Source organism: Streptomyces sp. BBFR25, assembly GCF_044590125.1.
Lineage (GTDB): Bacteria > Actinomycetota > Actinomycetes > Streptomycetales > Streptomycetaceae > Streptomyces > Streptomyces canus_D.
In genome coordinates this window covers 6,917,566-6,939,692 of the sequence record NZ_CP172447.1, presented here as the reverse complement: position 1 = coordinate 6,939,692, position 22,127 = coordinate 6,917,566, and the positions used below count along the sequence as shown (strand labels likewise).

Below are 22,127 nucleotides of genomic sequence, written 5' to 3'. Positions count from 1 at the left end.
GTGTCGTGCCTTCCCTCTGACGCTGCGGCTGTGTCCGGTGGGGCGCTGGTGCGGGGCCTGGGGTCACGTCCGTGCCGCCTCCAGCCGCCAGCCGTGGGCCCGTGCCCGCCGCTGCCAGAAGGACGCGTAGGTTCCGCCTGCGGTGACCAGGTCGTCGTGCGTGCCTCGCTCGGTGATCTCGCCGTCCTCCAGGACCAGGATCTGGTTCGCGTGCACGACGGTGCTCAGCCGGTGCGCGATGACCAGCAATGTCTTGCGGTCGGCCAGGGTGCGCACAGCCTCGGCGAACAGCGCCTCGTTCTCCTGGTCGAGCGCGGCGGTGGCCTCGTCGAGGACAAGGATGGGTGCGTCCTTCAGCAGTGCGCGGGCGATGGACACGCGCTGGCGCTGCCCGCCGGACAGCCGGGCGCCTCCCTCCCCCACCCTGGTGTCCCAGCCGTCGGGCAACTCCGCGATCACCCGGTCGAGGCCGGACAGAGCCGCGGCTTCGGCCAGTTCGTCCGGGGTGGCGTCCGGGGCCGCGATCCTGACGTTCTCCTCAATGCTTCCGTCGAAGAGGTAGACGTCCTGGAAGACGAGGGACACATGGGCGGCCAGGTCGTCGGCCGCGATCTCGCGGACGTCGACGCCGCCGATGCGGACGGTGCCCTCCGTGGTGTCCCGGAAGCGGGCGATGAGGCCGGCGACCGTGGTCTTGCCGGCGCCGGAGGGCCCCACCAGGGCGGTCATGCTGCGCTCGGGCAGACGGAAGGTCACGTCATTCAGGACCGGGCGTGCCGAAGCTCCGTCGGCCGTCCCGTCGCCGTAGCGGAAGCCGACCCCGGTGAACTCCACACTGGCGTCGCGGGGTGTCTTCGGCTCGGCGGGCTGGGGGAACGGCGGTTCATCGAGGACGGCACCGAGGCGTTCCAGGGTGTTGCGGGCGATGCGCATGCCCGCGCCGGCCTCGGCGGCGGACGACACGCTGTCGATGAGGCGGACGAGCAGGACCAGGAGCGCCAGCAGGGTGGGCACGGTGAGCGACCCGTCGAGCTGCCAGGACACCCCGAGTGCGAGCAGCAGGGCGAACACGAGCCGGGTGGCGAAGGTGAAGGAGACCAGGCCGGGCAGGCCGCGCGCGATGAGCCGCCGGTCGGCGCGTGCCTCGGCCACCAGGGCGTCGTCCAGCGCTCCGTAACCTTCCGCGGTCCGGCCGAACGCCCGCAGGACCGGCTGGTTGCGGGTGTACTCCAGCACCCGGTCGGCGGATTCACCGATCGCGGCGTCGCGGCCGAGGTCGAGTCGGCGCATCAGTGCAGTGCTGGCCTGCTGGACGGCGAACAGCACGGGCGTGCAGACCAGGAGCACCAGGGCGGTGCGGACGTCGAAGAAGAAGGTGGCGATGACGAGCGTCGCCGGGGTGAGGAGAGAGGTGATGAAGGGGCGCAGCAGGTGGGCCGGTGTGCTCATCACCTGGATGACGTTCTGTCCGGCGAGCCTGCTGAACTCGGCCGTGCGGCCGGCGGTGAACCAGCCCAGCGGCAGGCGCAGGGCCTGGTCGGCCATCCGGCGGTGCAGCGTCCGGGAGAGCTGGGAGCCGACGGTGAACCCGCCGCTCAGTGCGGCGCCCTGGAGCGCCGCGTAGGCGAGTACGCAGCCGGTGAACGCAGTCAGCCAGGGCCAGACGTCGTCGGGGTCCGTGCCGAGCAGGGCCTTGAGAACGGGCACGAGGAGGGCGAAGGCGACGCCCTGGAGGACGGCCGCGCCGGACTGGAGGATCAGTAGCCGGTTCAGTGGGCGGGAGCCTGTCGGTCCCAGAACGCGGTAGAGCTGTCGGATCATCGTGCACTTCCTTCGCGGATGTCGTCCGCCGCGCGGTCGGCCCCGACGGGCGCGGGCCGGTGGTGCGGTGTGCCGTCGCTCTTGGACGGGCCCGTGGTGCGCTGGGCCTCCCACAGCGCGGCGTAGCGGCCCTGGGCGGCCAGCAGGTCGTCGTGTCGCCCCTGTTCGGTGACGCGTCCGTTCTCCAGGACCACGATCCGGTCGGCGGAGCGGATGGTCGACAGGCGGTGGGCGATGACGAGGAGGGTGCGGCCGGCCGCGAGCGCGGACAGCGCGTCCTGGATCAGTGCCTCGGAGTGCGGGTCGGCGTACGCCGTCGCCTCGTCGAGGACGAGAACGGGGGCGTCGGCGAGCAACGCCCGTGCGATGGACAGGCGTTGAGCCTCTCCGCCGGAGAGGGTGACGGTCCTGCCGAGTTCGGTCGCGTAGCCGTCGGGCAGCTGCGTGATCCGGTCGTGGATGCGGGCGGCGCGGGCGCACCGCTCGACCTCCTCGTCGGTGGCGTCGGGGCGACCGAGGCGGATGTTGTCGGCGACGCTCGCCCGCAGGAGCCGAACGTCCTGGAGGACGAAGCCGACCCGGCGGTACAGCTCGGTCGCGGGAACGTCGCGGAGGTCGACGCCGCCGAGGGTCACCGTGCCGGCCGTGACGTCGTGGAAGCGGGGCAGCAGCGACGCCAGGGTGGACTTGCCGGAGCCGGAGGGTCCCACCAGCGCGGTGACCGTGCCGGGGGCGAGGTCGAGATCGACGGCGCTGAGGACGTCGGTCTGCCCGTCGTAGGAGAAGGACACCCCGCGCATCGAGATGTGGTGCCCCTCGGGCACGGCGGGGTCGGTGGGCTCGGGGAGGGTGGGGGCGTGCAGCAGCTCCGTGATGCGTACGGCGGCGGCCTGACCGGCCCGGATCTGCTGGATGCGGGGCCCCACGACACCCATGGGTGCGGCGACGGCGGGGCCGAGCAGCAGGAAGGGGACGAGTTCGGCACCGGTCATCCAGTCCTGGTTGACGAACAGCGCGCCAAGCACGGACAGGAGCAGCAGGACCACGGCCGGTGCGACCATCAGGATCGCGGCGGTGGAGCTGACCAGGGTGGACCGGACCCAGCCGGAGAAGAAGTCGGCGAAGCCCTCGGTGGCGCGGACGAAACGCTCGTGGGCCTTGCGCCCGCGCCCGAAGCTCTTGAACACGGCGATGCCGGACGCGAACTCCACGGCGGCAGCGGAGATCCGGCCCACCGCCGCACCGAACTCGGCCATCTGCGCGGCCGCGCCCGCCATAGCCCGGCTGAACAGGAACACGCCCAGCAGCAGGGGCACCACGCTGACAAGGGCGAGACGCCAGTCGACCGTGAACAGGTAAGCCAGTGCCAGAAGCGGGGCGGTGAGAACTGCGACGACATCGAGCAGCGTGTGGGCGAACAGCGTGTGCAGCGCGCTCACGTCGTCCTGCACGGCCTGCTTTACCTCGCCGGTGCCCCGGTCGACGAGTCGGCCGAGCGGCAGCCGCCCGATGTGCCGGGCGAGCCGGCGGCGGAGGGTGAGCTGGAGGTCGTTGTCGGCGATGTGGGCGAGGGCGCCGGCCGCCGTGCCGCACACCAGGGCGACGAAGCCGGACGAGCAGGCCAGTACCACCAGCGGCCACAGGGCGTCACCGTCGGCCGGGGACCGGCCGGTGAGTCGCTCGGCGATGCGGGAGACGGCGATGAAGGGGACCACTCCGGCGAGGGCGGCGACGGCCTGGAGGACCACGGCGAACGCCAGCCGCCCGCGAACGGGCTCGGCGAGCGCGCGCAGCGGGGGCGGGGAGACGCGAGTGCCCGTGTCGCCCGCAGCGGCGTCCGGGGCTGCCGGTGCCGGGCCGGGCTCGGGCGGTTGTGACTTCACTTGACGAGTACTCCGATTTCGGGGATGGGCCTGCCGCCCGCCTCGGTGATGCGGCGGCTGGTCATGCCGGCCTCGCGGGCCAGTCGGGCGACGTCGAAGGTGTGCCAGTCGTAGGTGTCGGAGACCTCGCGCACGGTGCGGCCGTCGCGCAGCACCTTCCAGGTGGTGGTGAAGCGCATGGCGTCGCCCTCGGTGGGTGCGCCGCCGATCCACCACTCGTACGTCTGGCGTCCGATGGTCTCCCTGAGGGACATCACGGGTGGGATGACGCGGGGCGAGGACACGCCCATCAGCTCCACGACGATGGGCGCGCCGTCCGGAAGACGGTCCGCGAGCCGTTTCCACAGCGCGACGCGTTCGGGGACGGTGAGATGACCGGCCACGCCGAAGATGACGACGGCGGAGAGCCGTTCGGGCAGGACGAGGTCCTGGGCGGCCCCGTCGACGACGGTCACGCGCCTGCGCAGGTCCGGGTCGCGGGCGATCCGGGAGGTGAGCATGGCGCGCATGGTGGCCGACGGTTCGGCCGCGAGGATCTCCGCTTCGGGCAGGGCGGAGGCGATCACCTCGGTGACGCGGCCTGTACCCGCGCCGATTTCCAGGACGGGTCCGTGGGACACGTCCAGTCCGGTGAGAACGTGGGTCAGCGGGGGGCCGCTGCTGGCGGTGTGCCGCGTGGCGACCAGCTCGTAGAACTCGGCCGAGGTCGAGTAGTAGTCGATCACGACATCCTCCGGGTGGGGGCGGGCGTGGCGGGTCGTGTGCGGGTGGGCGTGCGGCGCGGCGTCGGGCTCGCCGCGTGGTCACGGTTCACGGGGTGCTCGGCCAGGTGTGTGCGCCGCCGGTGGTCAGCGAGGGGTCCAGCCTCCGCAGTACGGTGGCGACGACCTCGCGGCGCCGGGGTGTGAGGTAGAAGTGGTCGCCGGGGAAAGCCCGCACCTCGGTGCGGGCGGTGGTGAGGTCCGCCCAGCCGCCTGCCCGGTCGCGGCTGCGTTCCTCGCCGAGTTCGGGGTCCGCGCTGCCGGTCAGGACGTGCAGGGGGCAGGACAGCGGCGGCCGGTCCGCCGGCCGGTAGGTCTCGATGATCCGGTAGTCGTGGCGTACGGCCGTCAGGACCAGGGATCGCAGCCCGGGATCGTCCAGAACCTCCCGGCTGGTGCCGCCGAGTCGGGCCAGTTCGGCGCTCAGTGTCTCGTCGTTCTGACGGTGCAGGTGTCCGGTCACCGCGGTGCCGGGAGCGGCCCGGCCGGACGCGAACAGCCGGCGTGGGCCGGGGACTCCGCGGCCGGTGAGTTCGTGGGCCAGTTCCCAGGCCACGGCGGAGCCCATGCTGTGTCCGAAGAGGGCGTACGGCCGGTCGATCAGCGGTTGAAGGGCGTCCGCCACCGCACCCACCAGCTCATGCATGTCGGCCGCCTCGGTGTCCTCGAAGCGGTCCTCGCGGCCGGGGTACTGGATGGCGAGGAGTTCGACCTCTGGGGGCATCAGTGCCGCCCAGGGCCGGTAGAAGCCCGCGGTGCCGCCCGCGTGCGGCAGGCAGACGAGCGTGTACCGGGGGGCGGATCCGCCGCTCCACCGCCTGATCCAGGGGCTGTCGGCCCGGGCTGCGCGGGCGGAGGGCCGCGTGGACGCATTCGGTGGGACGGTCACCAGGTCACCCTCAGTTCTTCGAGGCCGAAGGTGGCCGAGTCGTGCTTGATGACGACGTCTTCCCGGTCCCCGGCGAGGCGGAGGGTGGGGATGCGGCGGATGAGTGTCTCCAGGGCGACCTCCAGCTCCAGCCGGGCCAGGTGCTGTCCGACGCACTGGTGGACGCCGTAGCCGAACGCGACGTGGTGGTTGTCGGTGCGGTGGAAGTCGACCCGCTCCGGCTCGTCGAACTGCTCGGGGTCGTGGTTGGCCCCGGCCAGGAGGGCGATGACGCCGTCGTCGGCGGGGATCGTCCGGCCGGACAGGTCGATGTCCTCGGCGACCACGCGCAGGGGAATGGAGTCGGCGACGGACAGGACACGCAGGAGTTCGTCGACGGCTGCGGGCATGAGGGAGGTGTCGCGGCGCAGTTCCTCCATCAGCTCCGGCTGGTCCAGGAGGAGCAGGGTGCTCAGGGCGATCATGCTGGTGGTGGTCTCGCGGCCGGCGTTGATGGTGATGCCGAGGGTGGACAGCAGCTGGTCCATGGTCACGTGGCCGGGGACGAGCTGCTCGGTCACGAGCTTGGAGATCAGGTCGTCGCGGGGCTCCTCCCGCCGCTTGCCGACCAGTTCGGCGAGCAGGCCGAAGAGGCCACCGAGGGCTTCGGACACCTGTTCGGCGGTACTGTTCCGGGAGCCGGAGATCCGGGTGACGTCCCGGAAGAACTCCAGGTTCTCGCCCGGGATTCCGAGCAGTTCGCAGATCACCGAGGTGGAGACGGCGTTGGCGTACGCGGAGACGAAGTCCGCGGGGCCGCCGGCCGCGAGCATGCTGTCCAGGATCTCGTCCACCCGTGCCTGTACGGCGGGGCGCATCGCCCGGACCCGGCGCACCGTGAACACCGGCAGGAGCATCCGCCGGTACTTGGTGTGCTCGGGGGCATCGGTCCGGATGAAGGGACGGAACCTGGCCCCGGCCTCCTGTTCGCCCTCGCCGAGGGCCGGAAAGTTGGGGCGGCGGATGTCGGCACTGACACGGGGGTCGGAGAGCAGTTCGCGGACGTCGTCGTACCGGGTGACCACCCAGGCGTCCTTCTTGGTCGGCAGGGTGACGCGGGCGACCGGGTCGTGGGTGCGCAGGGCGGCGTACTCCGCGGGCGCGGCGAAGGGGCAGCCGCGCTGGATCGGGAAGTCCCGGGGCGGGGCGGCGGATTCCGGCGCGGCAACCGTGCCGAGTGGGCCGGAGGCGTGGGACGCCGTGGAGGTCTCTGGGCTGTTCATGGGGTGTCCTAGCCGTCGGTGGAGGAGGAGACGAGTGAGGTGGTGGTGCGCGAGGCGTCCGGGCCGTCGGACGAGGGCCGCGCGTGCGGCAGTTGCGGTTCGGCTGCCGGGCCGGGGCTGCCCGGTGCCCGGGTGAGCACGGCCAGCGGGGGTGCTCCGGGGCGGGTGGGCAGGGCACGTGCCGCCATGCCGGACTCGGTCGCCACGTCCTTCAGTCCGAAGGGCGCCCAGCGGTAGGAGTCGCGCACCTCGCGTTCCGGTCGGGCGGCGCCGTCCCGGTAGACCCGCCAGGTGGAGTGCAGGCGCATCACTGAGGCATCCGTCTCCTCAGGTGCTCCACCGAACGACCACTCGTAGCGATGGCGGCCGGCTCTGGTGGTGGCGAGCCGGGTTTCGGGAAGGGGCAAGGGGCTCTCGAACTGCATGAGTTCGACGACCACCAGCCCGCCGGGCGCGAGCCGTCGGATCAACCGCCGCCACAGCCCGGCCCGCTCCTCGGCGTCGAGATGGCCGAGGACTCCGCAGAGCAGGACGACGCTGATCCGGTCCGGGAGTTCCAGGTCGGGAGCTGAGTCCGCGGTGACGGTCACACGCGTGCGCAGGACCTCGTCGCTGAAGACCCGGCTGGTCAGCACGGCGCGCATGCCGACCGACGGTTCGCAGGCGATGACCTCCGCGTCCGGCCGGGCCCGGACCACGGCCTCGGTCACCAGGCCGGTGCCCGCGCCGATGTCGACGACCGGCCCGGTGCTCAGGTCGGCGTCGGCGAGGAGGGCGGCGATCGCGGGGGCGCTGGAGGTCGAGGTGTGCTCAGTGGCGACGAGGTCGAAGAACTCGGCCGACGGAGAGTACGCGGCGGCGTCCTCGGGTCGGGACGGAGCGGTCTGCGGTGAAGGTCCGACTCGCTCCCCGGCAGGAGCCGGCCGGTTGCCGGGAGGGGAGGCCGGTCCGGGGCGGGACGTTGTCCCGCCTGAGAATCCCTCCGGCACAGGGAAGACGTCGCTGACCGCCAAAGGCCGGGGCACGGCCGGCCGAACGATCTCGGGTGGCCCGAGCCGGGCCGCGAGGTCGGTCCAGATACGGCACACGGCCAGGTCGTACTGGCCCGCGCGCAAGGCGTCGCCGCCCTGCACGACAGCCTCGCGGAGTCCGTCGAGGGCCGTGCCGATCGCTTCGGGCCACAGGTCGGAGAAGACCGTACGGAAGGACCCCGTGGTGCCGACCACAGCCGTGGTCCCGAGCCCGAGTCGGCCGGTGCCCGGACCGTCCAGGACGAACCGCCGGTCCGCGTCACGCCCGATGTGCAGCCGAGGGCTCCACAACACGGGACCGTGGGTGTCGGCCAGGGTGAGCACTCCGCCCTCGGTCCCGACGGAGATCCGGTGCCAGTGCAGGGCGTGGTTGTCCCGGTCGGACGGGTCGAGCTGGTGGTGCACCCGCAGGGTGAGGGGCACGCCGGCGAACACGCCGTGCAGGGAGCGGAACGGCTGCGGTCCGATCTCGGCGGGCAGCGGTGCCGGGTCCGCGAACCGCCAGGGCCGCAGCGTGCCCATCGCCTGACCGAGGATGTCCACCAAAGGGTGCATCAGGTGGACCGGGGTGGCGGCGTCCACGAAGAGCGGCCGCTGCTGTGCGACGAGCCGACGGGCCGCCTCGGCGAAGGAGCGGACCGGGGCGACGTGCGGATAGTGGGTGTTGAGGCGGTACTGCACTCCCCGCTTGCGGGCGTGTTTGAGGTTCCCCGTCAGCTCGGTGAGGTGGACGGGATGCTCCTGGAGGACGTGGATGCCACGGTCCATGAGTGCCCGGGCCAGCTCGGTTCCCCGGCCGCCCGAAATGGAGGAACTCACCGCGACGCAGGCGGCGTCGATGCCCGCCGGAAGATCGTCGACCTCCGTGAAGAACGGGACGCCGAGGCTCTGGGCGTACGCCCGGGATGCTGCCGAACCCCGGCTCAGGATTCCAGTCAGGACGTATCCGGGGCGCCGGCGTACCGCCTCTGCGTAGAAGCGCCCGAAGTTGGTGCCGCAGACCAGTACGCGCAGCGGCGACGCTTCGCTCACAGCACACCTTCTTCCACCTGGTCGGCACCGGCCGCCGCGCCGGTGAGCCGGAAGTCGGCGGCCCCATGTGCCCGCAGGTGCCCGACCACGGTGTCCGGGTCCAGGACGTCGCAGGCGAAGTGCACGCCCGCCGGGACCTCGCCCCGCAGTACCGCGTCCACCGCCAGCGCTCCCACGGCCGCCGTGAGGTGGTAGCTGCTGGACGCGCGCAGGGTCAGTCCCGCGGCCAGCGGCCGTCCGGACGCGGTGCCCGACAGCGCGAAGTCCATGACGTAGTACGGCTTGCGTCCGGCCAGGTCGAGGTCGGCGGCGAGGATCAGCCGGTCCGCCAGCTCCGCCGGGTCGTCCCCGGCGGCGAGGCGGCCCGGCAGCCGGTTGAGCAGGGCGCGTACGGCGGGGCCGGGGTGGACGTTGTACCAGTCGAGCCGGTCGAGGCCTAGAGCGGTGGCGAGGCGTTCGCTCTCGCCACTGAGGTAGGGCTGCACGGCGACCCGGCCGGGGAACGCCTCGTGTTCCGTGTCCTCGGCCGTGCGAAGGACGCGTGACACGCGCCGCCCGCCGCGGACGGCCGCCAGCGCCTCGCCATAGGCCGCGCCGTCCGCGCCGCCGGAGGTGAGGGACAGCATGAGATCGTGCGCCACCGTCGGCGAACAGGTCTCCAGGCCGCCGCAGTACGCGGTCAGAGCGGTGGCGCCGTCCAGTCCCTGCCCGGCCAGCCAGCGCGGCAGCATGCTCGACAGTCCGGGCAGCGCTCCCGCCGAGAGGACGACGGTGCGGCCGCCGCGGGCGGGGTCGCCGTCCTTGAGGAGGTCTTCGGCGGCCGGGTCGTCCCCGGCCACGTCGACGCAGTGGGCGCCTGCGGCGAGTGCGGCGGAGGCCACCGTGGCGCGCAGCCGGTAGGTGGGGCCGACGCAGTTGAGGACGATGTCGCAACCGGCGGTGAAGGCGCGCAGACCGTCCGGGTCGGTGGCGTCCGCCCACACGGTCTCGTCATGGCCGGTGGGGTCCTCCTCGGCGACCGCGCTCAGGGCCGACGTAGTACGGCCGCCCAGACGCAGCCCGGTGACACCGAGTGCGCGCAACTCCCTTACAGCGGACCGGCCGACCGCCCCGGAGGCACCGAGGACCCCGATCACAGGCTTGGTCATCGGGTGATCGCCCCCTGGGTCAGCCCGTCGAGGGTCTTGAGGATGCCGGGTGCGTGTTCGACGGACAGGCAGCTGTAGTGATCGCCGCCGATGTCGACGATGTCGAGGTCGCCCAGGGACAGTTCCTCCCAGTAGGCGGTGACGGCGTCCTTGCTGCCGGGGAAGGGGTATGCCCCGTCGTGGCGCAGGAAGGTGATGTCGCCCGCGTAGGGCTCGGCGTCGTAACGGGTGATGGCGAAGACGCTCTGCCGGAAAGCAAGGAAGAGCCGCGTCATGTGGTCGGGTTCGTAGGTGCCGGCCGAGGCGGGCACCGCCTCGCACATCCGCGCGATGCGGGTGGCCCGGGGAACGTCGGCGAGTCGTCGGAAGCAGGCCGCGACGTCCTCGAACTCCTCGGGCAGCGCGGCGAGTCCACCGTCCGGCAGCACACCGGGACTGGCGGCGAGGACGGCGTCGGCCGCGGCGGCCACCCGATACTGGTCGCCCGGGAAGCCGAGGTCGGCCGGGTCGATGCCCATCATGACGGCGAAGGAGTACTCGGCGAGGAGTTCGTCGTCGAGCCGGAAGCGGGGGCTGTGGCTGCTGATGACGGTGAGGCTCTCCACCTCCGCCCCGGACTCGGCCAGGTTGCGGGCCACCTCGGTGGCGATGAGGCCGCCCAGGCAGTAGCCGACGACATGGAAGCGGCTGCGGCCGTCTGTCGTCAGGGCCCGTGCATAGTCGGCCGCCATCTGCTCGATGAGTCCCTCCGGTGGCGCGTCGAGGAATCCGTTCAGGTCCGGGACCTCCACGCCGACGACCTCGGCGAGGCCCGGTGAGCGGCGCCTGATCTCGGTGATCAGCGCCCGGTACGGCATGATCGTCGCGGTCCCCGCATGTACCAGGACGGTCGTCGGCTCGTCGTCGGAGCGGGTGCCGTGCAGGTGGATCACCGGGTCCGTGCGTACGGCCTCCGTCGCGGGCGCGTCCTCGGCGCCGGCCAGGCCGCGCAGGAACCCGGCGAGACCGGCGACCGTGGGGCGGCGCAGCATGTGGCGCAGGACGACCTCCCACTCCAGGTCGGCCGCCTGCGGTACGCGTTCGCGCAGCCGGCCCACCATGCGGGCAACAAGGAGTGAGTCGCCGCCGAGGTCGAAGAAGTCGTCGTTGCGGGTGACACGTTCGACCGCGAGGAGTTCCGTCCACAGCTCGGCGAGGCTGTTCTCCAGCTCGTCCCTCGGCTGCTCGTCCACGACGACCGGTGCGCTCTCGCGGGGCAGCCAGGTCCGCAGCCGCGCACGGTCGGTCTTGCCGTTGGCCGTGCGGGGCAGGGTGTCGACGACCTGCCACACCGAGGGGAGCATGTACTCCGGAAGCCGGGTGGCCGCCGTACGAGCCAGCTCGCCCACGGGGACGTGGTACCGGTCGTCCTTCATCGTGGCGAAGAAGACCTCCTGGCCGGTGAGCGCCAGGGGGTCTCGGGCGTCGGGCAGTGAAGTGACCTCGGACGCCTCGTGGGTGTCGAGAAGTTCGCGCCACTGGGTGTGGGTGAGGAAGGACTGTCCGGTGTGCTCGCGCACGTCGGTCCAGGTACGGCCGGCGACCTCCAGGAACTCCATGGAGACGAGCAGCGGGAGGTTCTCGTCGCGGGTGTTCTCCACGAACACGAGTTGTCCTCCGGGAACGAGCAATTCCCGCAGTCGGCCCACGGCGGCGTCCGCGTCGGCGGCGGCGTGCAGCGTGTTGGCGCAGATCACCACGTCGAAGGTGTTGGGCAGCAACTGCTGGGCGCGTGGGTCCTCGTCGACATCGAAGCGCTGGTAGCGGACCCACGCGTGGTCGGCGAAGCGCTCACGGGCCTCGTTCAGGAAGAACGCGGAGGCGTCGGTGAACAGGTAGTCGACGCCGTACTCGGCGAGGACGGGCACCAGTTCGCCGGTGGTGCCACCGACACCGCCGCCCACTTCGAGGACGCGCAGCCGCTCCTCGCCGGTATGGCCAGCGGCGATCTCGCGCAGCGCGGCGACCACCGCCCGGTTGAGGTGCCGGATGGCTAGGTTGTCGCGGTAGGCGGCGTCCGCGGCCTCCGTGGCCGCACCGGGAAAGAGCAGCTCCTGAATGCCCGTCTCGCCGGAGACCAGCTCGGGCAGCCGCTCGGCACAGGTACGCATGACGGTGAGCAGCTCCGTGCTCCAGCCGACCTCGTGCTCCAGCACCGCGGCCCGCTGCCAGCGGCGCTCCCTCTCAATGTCGGAGACGGGGACAAGGCCGGTGTAGGTGTCGTCCGTGACCCGGTGGGTGAGCCTGTCCCGGGCGGCCAGGGCGCGCAGCCAGCGCCGCACGATGTGCCGGTGCCGGGGCGTGGCGCGCAGGGCCGCGCCCACTTCCTCCGCCGTGCGCGACGCGTCGTCGGCGAACGTTCCGGAGGCGGCGAGGGCGCGCGTCATCTCGGCGATCGCCACTTCGTCGAGGGCGGCCAGGAAGTCGGTGAGCCGCTCGGCCTCGACAGCCGCGGAGGCTTCACGTACGGCGTCGGCGGCAGCTGTCCGCGCCTGGGCCCGCCTCGCCGCAGCGGGCTCGCTGCCGTCCCTGGTGGGCGCTCCGGAAGGACCGGCCGCCCCACCGTCCTTGCGGGCCGTCTCCACGAACGCGGCCAGGCGCCGTCCGCCCGCCGCGGAGTCGTCGACGACGACCGCGCCCGCCGCGACCGCCGGGTGGGCCTGTACGGCGGCCTCCACCTCGGCGAGCTCGACCCGGTATCCGCGGATCTTGACCTGGGCGTCCTCGCGGCCCAGGAACTCGATGGTCCCGTCGGGCAGGTAGCGCCCGAGGTCGCCCGTGCGGTACAGCCGTCCTCCAGTGATCGGGTCGGTGAGGAACCGCTGTGCCGTGCGCTCCTCGTCGCCGAAGTAGCCCAGGGCGACGCCCGCGCCGCCGATGTACAGCTCACCCGGCACCCATTCGGGCCGGGGCCGCAGGTGCCGGTCGAGCACGGCGAACGTCTGGTTGGTCAGGGGCTTGCCGTACGGGATGCTCGGACGGGCCGTGTCCACGTCGCCGACCGGGTGGGCGATGGACCAGATGGAGCCCTCGGTGGCGCCGCCGAGCGAGATGATCTCCAGCCCCGGCAGGAGTGCGCGCGCCTGGTCGGGCAGGGCGACCGGTATCCAGTCACCGGATATCAGCGCGAGCCGCAGCGATGCGTCGTCGGCAGGGGGCTCGGAGCGGAGCCAGTCGCACAGCATGTGGAGCTGACCGGGGACCGAGTTCCACACGGTCACCCCGTAGTCGCGGACGAGTTCGGCCCAGTGGGAGGGGTCGCCGCGCCGGTCGGCCGCGGGCAGCACGAGGGTGGCACCCACCGCGAGCGGCCCGAACAGGTCGTAGACGGACAGGTCGAAGCCGAGTCCCGCGATGCCGAGGACGCGGTCGCGACCGGTGACGGCGTAGCGGCGGTTGATGTCCTCGACGGTGTTGAGGGCGGCGCGGTGACTGATCATCACGCCCTTGGGCGTGCCGGTGGACCCCGAGGTGTAGATGATGTAGGCGAGGTCGTCCGGGTCGCGTCGGGCTCCTCCCGCGTCCGGCGTGGCCGCGGTGTCCTCGGGGAGGAGGTCGACGGCGACAGCCGTGACGTTCTCCGGCAGGTCGTCGATCTCGGCGAGCCAGGACTGGGTGAGGACCGTGCGGACGCCCGCGTCCGCGATGATCGTGTCCCGGCGGGCCGGTGGCTGAGCGGTGTCGACGGGCAGGTAGGCGCCGCCCGCCATGAGGGTGCCGAAAACCGCGACGACCTGCTCCCAGCCCTTGTCCGCCCAGATCGCCACGGGTTCCCCGGGACGCAGCCCGGTTGCCGTCAGCGCCTCGGCGAGAGCGCTCGCGCGGGACACGAGCTGACGGTAGGTGAGAGCGAGTTCGAAGGTCCGGACGGCGATCGCGTCCGGTGTGGCCCGCGCCTGGGCGAGTACGGGTTCGTGGAGCAAAGCGTCCGGCAGGGGCCCCTCGGTCGCGTTGACCGCGCGCCTTCGCGCCGCCTGCGCCTCGGGCAGCGCGATGTGGGCCGGTGCGTCCCAGACGGCCTCACCGGCTTCGCCCTCGGCCGACAGCGACCGTACAAGTGACGTGTACGTCTCGAACATGGCGTCGGCCACCCCGTAGGCGAGCACGCCCTCCCGGATGTCCCAGGACAGGCTCAGCGCGTCACCGCGGTGCATGACCTGGCAGTCGAGCCACACCTGCGGCGTCCGGGTCACGGCGTACGTCACCTCGGGGGGAACACCCTCGGAAGTGGCGCCGGCGCCCAGAGCGCTGGTGAAGACGACCGGCATCAGTACCGGCGCGCCGGCCCTGCGGGAGAGCTCGGCGAGCACCTCCGAGCCGGTGAACAGCGGATGCGCCAGGTCCTCGAGGAGCTGCTCCCCCACGGCCCTGGTCCGTTCGGCGAAGCCGGCCGGGGCATCGAGGTCGACGGCGAGGAGTTCGAGCGAGGTGAAGTCGCCGATGAGACGGTCGATGTCCTCGTGCAGGGCGGGCCGGTCGACGGTGGGCACGTTGAGCGTGAAGCGGCTGGTCCGTGACCAGGCGCCGACCGTCTCGGCGTACGCCGTGAGCAGGGCGGCCGACACGGTGAGCCCGCGCCGCGCGGCCCGCTCGGTGAGGCGGTCCCGGTCGGACGCGGGGAGCAGGATCTCCAGCCGACGGAACGTCACCGGGTCATCGGGAGCCGGAGTGCGGCCGGTCTCCCCGGGACCGCTCACCGCGGCTTCCCATGCTTCGGCGAGGGGCAGTTCGGGGGCGGGCGGCAGGGTGTCGAGGCGTCCGGTCCAGTAGGCGCGGTCGCGGGTGTGCGCGTCGCTGTCGGCGAGGGCACGTCGGGCCAGGACGTAGTCGCGGAAAGTGATCCGCGGCACGTCGGAGAGGGCGACGCCGCCGTATCTCCGCTGGAACTCGGCGAGCAGGATGCGCAGGCTGGCGTGGTCGACGACGAGCATGTCGAAGGCCAGGTGGAGTACGGCCCGCTCGGCGGTCCGGCTCACGTGCACGTCGAAGAGCGGCCACTGGTCGGTGGGTGCCTCGCGGGTGGCCAGACGCCTTCGGGTGCGCTCCAGCTCCGTCTCGGCGGTGCCCGCCGGGAGCGCGGTCAGGTCGTCGGTCCCGACCACGAGCGCGGGCACGTCGGGCAGGACCCGCTGGTAGCCGTCGTGGTGGACGACGGCGCGGAGCATGTCGTGGCGCTGGACGAGTTCCCACCACACGGAGGTGACGCGGTCCACGTCCAGGTCGGGGTATTCCAGTTCGACATAGGCGTGGCAGCCGACGCCCCCGTAGGCGTAGGCGTCGGTGCGGCCGATGAGGTAGGCGGCCTGGATGTCCGTCAGAGGGAAGGGTTCGTGGCGGTTGTCGGGGTCGGCACGCAGGGCCGGTTCCCCGGCCTCCAGGTGGCGCAGGATGGCGTCCTTGTGCGTGCGCAGTTCGGCTCGGTGCGTGTCGGTGAGCCGGCCTTGAGGGGCCCGGAAACGCAGTTGTCCGTCCTGGGCCCACAGCACCACGCCGTCGTCGGCGTAGCGGGCCAGCAGTTCAGCGATGTTCACAGCTCTCCGGTCTCGTAGGCGGTCTCGTGGGCCGCGAGCGTTCGGTTGACGTCCGCGGCGAGCGCGGCGATGGTCGGTGTGGCGAAGAAGCGGCGGACGGGCACGGTGGCCCCGAGGCGGCGCTCGATCGCGGTCAGCAGGCGCAGTGCGGTGAGGCTGTCGCCGCCGGCGGTGAAGAAGTTGGCGTTGCGGTCCGGGGACCAGTGCGACAGGTGCTCGTGCCAGAGGGCGGCGAGGGCCTCTTCGGTCTCGCCCCGTGGCGGTTCGGCGCCGGCGGACACCGCCTGCGGGCCCACCATGCCGGCCAGGGCTCCCCGGTCGACCTTGCCGTTCGCGGTGAGGGGCAGGGCGGGCAGGAGGAGGATGCGGGACGGGACGGCGTAGACCGGCACCCGTTCCGCCAGCAGGGCGAAGAGTTCCTCGGTGAGTTCGAGGCCCTCGGGAGCCGGTGTGCCGGGCCCGGCGGGAACCGGCTCGGCGGCGGGCGCGCCGCCCGTGGTGGGTTCCTGCGGTACGGCGAACGCGACCAGGCGCTTGGCGGTGCGCTCCCCCACGGCCACGACGGCGGCTCGCGCGACGGCCGGGTGCGCTTCCAGGGCGGCCTCGATCTCTCCCGCCTCGATGCGGTGGCCGGCGATCTTCAGCTGGCTGTCGAGCCGGCCGAGGAACTCCAGCAGTCCGTCGCCCCGGAATCGGCCCAGGTCACCCGTCCGGTACCAGCGCTGCCCGTCCTGCTCGACGAACTTGTCGGCGGTGCGAGCCGGGTCGCCGAGGTAGCCGCGGGCCAGTCCCGCGCCGCCGATCCACAGTTCGCCGGGCGTCCAGTCGGGGCAGTCCCGGCCGTCCCGGTCGACCACGCGGTAGTGCTGCCCGGTCAGGGGACGTCCGTAGGGGATGGAGACCCACCGGGGGTCCAGCTCGGTGACGGTGAGCGTGTTGGACCAGATGGCGGCTTCCGTGGCTCCGCCCATGGCGACGAAGGAGCAGGGCCGCGCGGTCCGGGCCCGCAGCCGGGCGGGCAGGTCGAGGCCGATCCAGTCACCGGAGACCAGTGCGGTCCGCAGCCCTGCGATCCGGCCGTCTTCCCCGGCCTGTTCGGCGGCGTCCAGCAGCAGGTCGAGCAGGGCGGGCACGGTGTTCCAGACGGTCACGCCGTAGCGCTCCACCAAGCTCGGCCAGCGGGCCGGTTCACGGCGCTGGTGTTCGGTGGGCAGCACGAGGGACCCTGCTGCGGCGAGGAGCCCGAAGACGTCGTACACGGACAGGTCGAAGTCCAGCGCCGACAGGGCGAAGGCCCGGTCGTTGTCGGTGATCCCGTGCCGGGCGTTGATGTCGGCGATCGTGTTCCAGGCCGCTGCGTGGGTGATCTCGACGCCCTTGGGCTCGCCCGTGGAGCCGGACGTGAAGATCACATACGCGAGCGTCTGCGGGGATGCCTCGCAGGGTGCGGGCAGCGGCTCGCGGTCCTGCGTGTCCGCGAAGGACAGGCCGCGGGGGCCGGTTCCCTCCTGGGTGGGCCAGCTCCCCAGGACCACCTCGAATCCGGCGGTGGCGTGCACCCGTGCCAGCCGTGCGGCGGGCTGGTCGAGACTCAGGGGAACGTAGGCGGCGCCGGCGGCGAGGACGCCCAGGACCGCCGCGATCTGTTCCGGGCCCTTGGGCAGGGTGACCGCGACCAGGTTCCCCGGACGTACGCCCGCGTCACCGAGTGCCGCGGCGATGCGCAGCGCCTGCCGGGCGAGGGACCCGTAGGTCACCTCCTGACCGGCCGTCGTGACGAGGGCGGTACGGCCGGGGGTGGCGGTCGCGTGGGTGAAGAACGCCTCGTGCAGCAGGCGTGGAGCCACCGGTGCAAGGGCGGCCTCCCGAGCCGTAGCGGTCCGCCGTTCGTACTGGGAGGCCGGCAGCAGGTCGGGGAGCGGTGCCTCCCAGTCGCCTGCGACGACGTGTCGCAACAGGCGTTCGTAGGCGGCGAACATCGCGTCCAGGACGCCTTCGGAGAACAGTTCCTCGACGGCGTCCCAGGTGACGACCAGGTTCCCGGACTCCTCGGTGACCTGGTTGTCCAGGCAGACCTGCGGGGACTGGGAGATGCCCCAGACCTTCGCGGGCAGGCCGGTGCCCGGTGCGGCCAGCGTCGCGTCGCCGACGCCGATGGCGCTGGTGAACACCACGGGCGCGGCGGCGTCCACCGTGCCCGTGTGCCGGCCGAACTCCCTCAGCAGCCAGTCGATCGGCACGTCGGCGTGGTCGAGGTCCTCCGCCTGACGGCGTTGCAGCGCCGTGGCCGCCGCCGGCCAGGACGTGCCCTCGCGCCGGTGACCGGCGAGGGACAGGGAGGTGAAGTCGCCCAGCACCCGGTGGATGTGGGGATGGACGTCACGCCGGTTGAAGAGGGTGAGGGTGACGGTCAGGGCGTCGGTCCCGCTCCAGGTCGCCAGGACCTCCGCGTACAGAGAGAGCAGGACGGTGGAGGGGGTGAGGCCGCGCCGGGCCGCGTCCCGCTTGACGGCCTGCCAGTCCTCGGCGGGCAGGCTCAGCCGGCGCCGGGTGAAGACGGGCGCTTCGAGCGTCGCGGGGTCGCGGTCGAAGGGCAGGGCGGGAGGCGGCGGCAGTTCGGACAGGCGGGACTGCCAGTGGGCACGGGCGCGCGCGGACGACTCGGGGTCGGAAGAGAGGCGGGTCAGGTAGTCGCGGAACGTCACGTCGACGGGTGGCAGTTCCCGGTCCGGGTCGGCGTAGAGCGCGTTCAGTTCGGCGTAGAGCGTGGTGATGGAGAGCGCGTCGAGCACGAGGTAGTCCAGGCCGACGCCGACCCGGGTGCGTACCTCAGCGTCCTCATCCCCGGCGTCCTCGTCCTCGTCTTCGCGATATCGCACCGCCTCGATCGCGAAGAGCGGCCACCGCGCGGGATCACGGACCTGGCGGGACAGGCGCGCGCGCAGGTCGGCCAGCGCCTCGGCCGTGCCGCCGGCACGGGCTTCCTCCACCGGGATGCGCACCGGCGGCACCTCGGGCAGGACCCGCTGGTGCCCGTCCTCGACGACGGCGCGGAGCATGCCGTGCCGTCGGACGAGGGTGTTCCAGGCGCGCTCCAGCCGGTCCAGGTCGACGTCCGTGCCGTCGAACTCCGTGTAGTGCCAGGTGCCGACGCCGCCGAGGGTGAAACGGGGATCCCGGCCGGTGTGGTAGGCGGCCTGGACGTCCGTCAGCGGGAAGGGTTCATGGGCGTGGTCCGGGTCGGGCACGAGGAGGGTGGCGGTGGCCGGTGCCCGCTCGTCGTCGGCGGTCACCGCGGGGTGCAGCGTCTCGCAGAAGTGCTGGAGCACGGGGCGGGCGAAGAGGTCGGCCACGCGCGCGCCGGGGAATCCGGCGACGCGCAGCCGGCCGATCATACGGGTCGCGACGAGCGAGTCGCCGCCCAGCAGGAAGAAGCTGCTCTCGCGACCCACCTCGGCCACGTCGAGCAGGTCGGCCCACTCGGCCGCCACAGCCGTCTCCACGGGACCGACCGGCACGGAAACGCGCGGTTCATCCTGTCCGGCGGCCTCGGTCAGCGCTTGGCGGACGGCGGCCCGGTCGAGTTTGCCGTTGGCGGTCAGCGGCAGGTCGCGCAGGACGAGGACGCGCTCGGGGACCATGTAGGCGGGCAGCCGGTCCGCCGCCCGGAGACGGACCTTCTCCGGGTCGGGTGCCTCGCCACTGGCGGCCACGGCCGCGGCGAGGTGGCGCGCCGGTGTGTCGAGGACGGTGGCGACCGCGTGCAGGACGGCGGGGTCGTCCTCCAGCGCGGACTCGACCTCGCCGAGTTCGATGCGGTGGCCGCCGATCTTCACCTGATGGTCGACGCGGCCGAGGAACTCGATCACTCCGTCGGGCCGGTAGCGGGCCAGGTCGCCGCTGCGGTACCAGCGTTCGCCGTCGTACTCGACGAAGCGCTCCGCCGTGCGTTCGGGGTCCGCACGATAGCCGTTCGCCACCCCGGGGCCGCCGATCCACAGCTCGCCGGGGACGAGATCGGGGCAGTCGCGCCCGCGTCCGTCGACGATTCGGGCCCGCATGTTGCGCAGGGGAACACCGTAGGGGACGGACTTCCAGGCCGGGTCGGTCTCCTCCACCTCGAACACCGTGGAGTGCACCGCGGCTTCCGTCATGCCGCCGAGTGCCACGAAACGGCAGCCGGGTACAAGGGCCCGCAGTCTGCGGGGCTGGTCGAGTCCGACCCAGTCCCCACCGAGCAGCACCATGCGCAGGGAGTCGCCGAGCCCGTCGTCCTCGCCTGCGGCCATCAGCAGGTCCAGCAGGGCGGGGACGCACTGCACCAGCGTCACCCCGTGCGTGCGTACCAGCCGCGCCCAGTGGTGCGCGTCGCGGCGGTGCTCCTGTCCCACGGTCACCACCTGGCCGCCGAGGGACAGCGGGGTGAAGATGTCCCAGGTGGCGAGGTCGAAGTCCAGCGCGGAGATGGCGAGCGTACGGTCCGCGGGGCCGAGTCCGAGCTGCTCCTCCATCGCCTCGACGGTGTTGACGACCGCCCGGTGCGACACCTCGACGCCCTTGGGCAGTCCCGTCGAGCCGGACGTGAACAGCACGTAGGCGGGCAGGGCGGGATCCGGCTGGACGACCGGCGCGGGTTCCGCCTCCCACGCGTCCTCCAGAAGCAGCACCGGAGCCGAGGAGACGTCCTCGCACAGGTGGGCGTGGTCCCGGTCGGTGAGCACGGCGGACGCGACGGCCACGGAGTGGATGCGTGCCCGGCGCACGGCGGGTTGTTCCACGCCGACGGGGGCGTAGGCCGCGCCGGCGGCCAGGATGCCGAGGACCGCCGCGATCTGGTCGGCGCCCTTGGGCAGGGTCACCGCGACGGTGTCTCCCTCCCGCACGCCGTGGGCGCGCAGCAGCGTGGCGATCCTCCGTGCCGTGCGGCCGAGTTCGCCGTAGGTGAGCGTGTCACCCGTCGTGCGGACGACCGCGGTGCGGTCCGGTTCGGTCTCGGCGAGCCGGAAGAAGCGGGTGTGCAGGGCGCGGTCCGGGGCCGGCGTGGAGGGCAGGGCCGCCACCGCGCGCCGGGGCAGGACGTCGGGGGCGAGCAGGCCGTCCACCGGACGGGCCCAGGCGTCGGGGCCCGTCACGAGACGGGTGATGAGGCGGCGGTAGGCGTCGAAGGCGGCGTCGGGCACGCCGGCCTCGAACACGCCGTCGCGCACGTCCCAGTTGAGGAGGAGACCGCCGTCGAGTTCGGTGACCTGCGCGTCCAGGTAGACCTGCGGCCCCTGCGAGATGATCCAGGAGGGGCGGCCGAAGGACTTCTGCACGTCCTGCTCGAAGATCTCCCCCAGTCCGATGGCACTGGTGTACACGACCGGGGCCAACACCGGGGCCCCCTCGGCGCGCGCCAGGTCGCGCAGCACCTCCACCCCGCCGTACGCGCCGTGGGAGATGCCTTCCTGCAGGCGTTCCTGAAGGCCGCGGGCCTGCCGGGAGAAGGGGAGGGGGGCACTCATGTCCGTGTCGAGGAGGACCGAGCTGCTGAAGTCGCCGACCAGACCGGCGACGTCCTGGGTGAACACCTCCCGGTCGAACAGCGGGAGGTTGAGCAGAAAGCGTCGGCTGTCGCTCCAGGCGGCGATGACCTCGGCGAAGGCGGTGGCGAGCGCGGCGGCGGGGGTGAGGCCGTGCCGGCGCGCCGCACTGATGAGCGCCGCCTTGTCGGCGGGGCCCAGCCAGTGGTGCAGGCGGCGGGAGTGGGTGAGCGCGGCGTCGTCGGCACTCACCGGCGTCAGCGGGTCGACGGTCGTCGGCAGGCGCGGAGCGCGGGGCAGGTCCGGCAGTCGCTCGCGCCACCAGGCGGCGTGCTGCTCGCGTTCCGCCTTTCGTCGGGCGTCGTGCTCCGCCAGGTATCGGCGGTAGTCGATGGCGAGTTCACGGGGCTGGTCGCCGGGAGACTCGTAGAAGCGGCGCAGGTCGGTCAGGAGGACCCGCAGGCTCAGCGCGTCGCCGGCCATCATGTCCAGGTCGATCTGCAGCCGGGTCCGGCCGTCGGGGAGCAGACAGAGGGCCACGCGGAAGACGTCACCGGAGGTGATGTCGGGGCGCGCATGGGTGTTGCGCTCGCGCAGCAGCTCCAGCTCGGCCTCTGCATCGACGGCGGTGTGCTCGCGCAGGTCGTGGACAGTGAGAGACGTGGCCGGAGAGCCGAAACGCTGCCGTCCCTCCTCGTCGAAGACCGCCCTCAGCATGCCGTGCCGCAGCACGAGCGCCCGCACGGCGGTGTCGAGCCGAGCGGGGTCGACCTCGTGGCCGTCGAGTTCGACGTAGAAGTGCGCGGCGACGCCACCGAGGGGCTGTCCGTCCTGGCGGCCGATCCAGTAGGCGTGCTGCATCGTCGCCAGTGGGAACGTCTCCGTCCGCCCTTCCGCCGTCACCGCGTCGAGCGGGACGGGTGGCGCGGTGGCGGATGCCTCGGCGCGTTCCTCCCGCCCCAGCAGGGCCGTCCACGCGGCCAGGGTCGGGGTGCGGGTGAGGTCCTGGAAGGTGACCGTGCTGCCTTCGCGCCGCCAGGTGCCGACCAGGGACATCAGGACCAGTGAGTCGAGACCGAGTTCGAAGAGGTCCCGGTCGTCGTCCAGCTCATGGGGCGCCATCCGCAGTGCGTGTGCGACCGCTTCGCGCACTGTGTCCGACATATGAAGGTTTCCGTCACCTTCCGCTGTCCGCGCCTGGACGGCTG

The 22,127-nt window shown here is 72.6% G+C and carries 9 protein-coding genes; all 9 read right to left on the bottom strand.

Annotated features, from left to right (window positions below):
- Nucleotides 1–63 precede the first annotated feature (63 nt).
- Nucleotides 64–1,821, bottom strand: a complete 1,758-nt coding sequence (locus ACGH52_RS31410; protein ID WP_399944217.1) for an ABC transporter ATP-binding protein — start codon at nucleotides 1,819–1,821, stop codon at nucleotides 64–66.
- Complete coding sequence (locus tag ACGH52_RS31405) at nucleotides 1,818–3,704, bottom strand: ABC transporter ATP-binding protein (protein ID WP_399944214.1); 1,887 nt, start codon at nucleotides 3,702–3,704, stop codon at nucleotides 1,818–1,820. Before ACGH52_RS31405 ends, ACGH52_RS31410 begins: the two co-directional genes overlap by 4 nt.
- Nucleotides 3,701–4,429, bottom strand: a complete 729-nt coding sequence (locus tag ACGH52_RS31400) for a class I SAM-dependent methyltransferase (protein WP_399944211.1) — start codon at nucleotides 4,427–4,429, stop codon at nucleotides 3,701–3,703. The genes ACGH52_RS31405 and ACGH52_RS31400 overlap by 4 nt, the downstream gene beginning before the upstream one ends.
- Before the next feature lie 85 nt (nucleotides 4,430–4,514).
- Complete coding sequence (locus ACGH52_RS31395; protein ID WP_399944208.1) at nucleotides 4,515–5,354, bottom strand: thioesterase II family protein; 840 nt, start codon at nucleotides 5,352–5,354, stop codon at nucleotides 4,515–4,517.
- Nucleotides 5,351–6,616 (bottom strand): cytochrome P450, encoded by a 1,266-nt coding sequence (locus tag ACGH52_RS31390; RefSeq protein WP_399944205.1) that lies wholly within the window; start codon nucleotides 6,614–6,616, stop codon nucleotides 5,351–5,353. Before ACGH52_RS31390 ends, ACGH52_RS31395 begins: the two co-directional genes overlap by 4 nt.
- A gap of 8 nt (nucleotides 6,617–6,624) precedes the next feature.
- The gene (locus tag ACGH52_RS31385; RefSeq protein WP_399944202.1) at nucleotides 6,625–8,679 is read right to left on the bottom strand and encodes a Gfo/Idh/MocA family oxidoreductase; all 2,055 of its coding nucleotides are present in this window, start codon (nucleotides 8,677–8,679) and stop codon (nucleotides 6,625–6,627) included.
- Nucleotides 8,676–9,827 carry a saccharopine dehydrogenase NADP-binding domain-containing protein gene (locus tag ACGH52_RS31380; RefSeq protein ID WP_399944199.1) on the bottom strand — a complete coding sequence of 384 codons (1,152 nt, stop codon included), beginning with the start codon at nucleotides 9,825–9,827 and terminating at the stop codon, nucleotides 8,676–8,678. The genes ACGH52_RS31385 and ACGH52_RS31380 overlap by 4 nt, the downstream gene beginning before the upstream one ends.
- Nucleotides 9,824–15,397 carry an amino acid adenylation domain-containing protein gene (locus ACGH52_RS31375; protein ID WP_399944196.1) on the bottom strand — a complete coding sequence of 1,858 codons (5,574 nt, stop codon included), beginning with the start codon at nucleotides 15,395–15,397 and terminating at the stop codon, nucleotides 9,824–9,826. The genes ACGH52_RS31380 and ACGH52_RS31375 overlap by 4 nt, the downstream gene beginning before the upstream one ends.
- The gene (locus ACGH52_RS31370; protein WP_399944193.1) at nucleotides 15,394–22,083 is read right to left on the bottom strand and encodes an amino acid adenylation domain-containing protein; all 6,690 of its coding nucleotides are present in this window, start codon (nucleotides 22,081–22,083) and stop codon (nucleotides 15,394–15,396) included. The genes ACGH52_RS31375 and ACGH52_RS31370 overlap by 4 nt, the downstream gene beginning before the upstream one ends.
- Nucleotides 22,084–22,127: the final 44 nt, after the last annotated feature.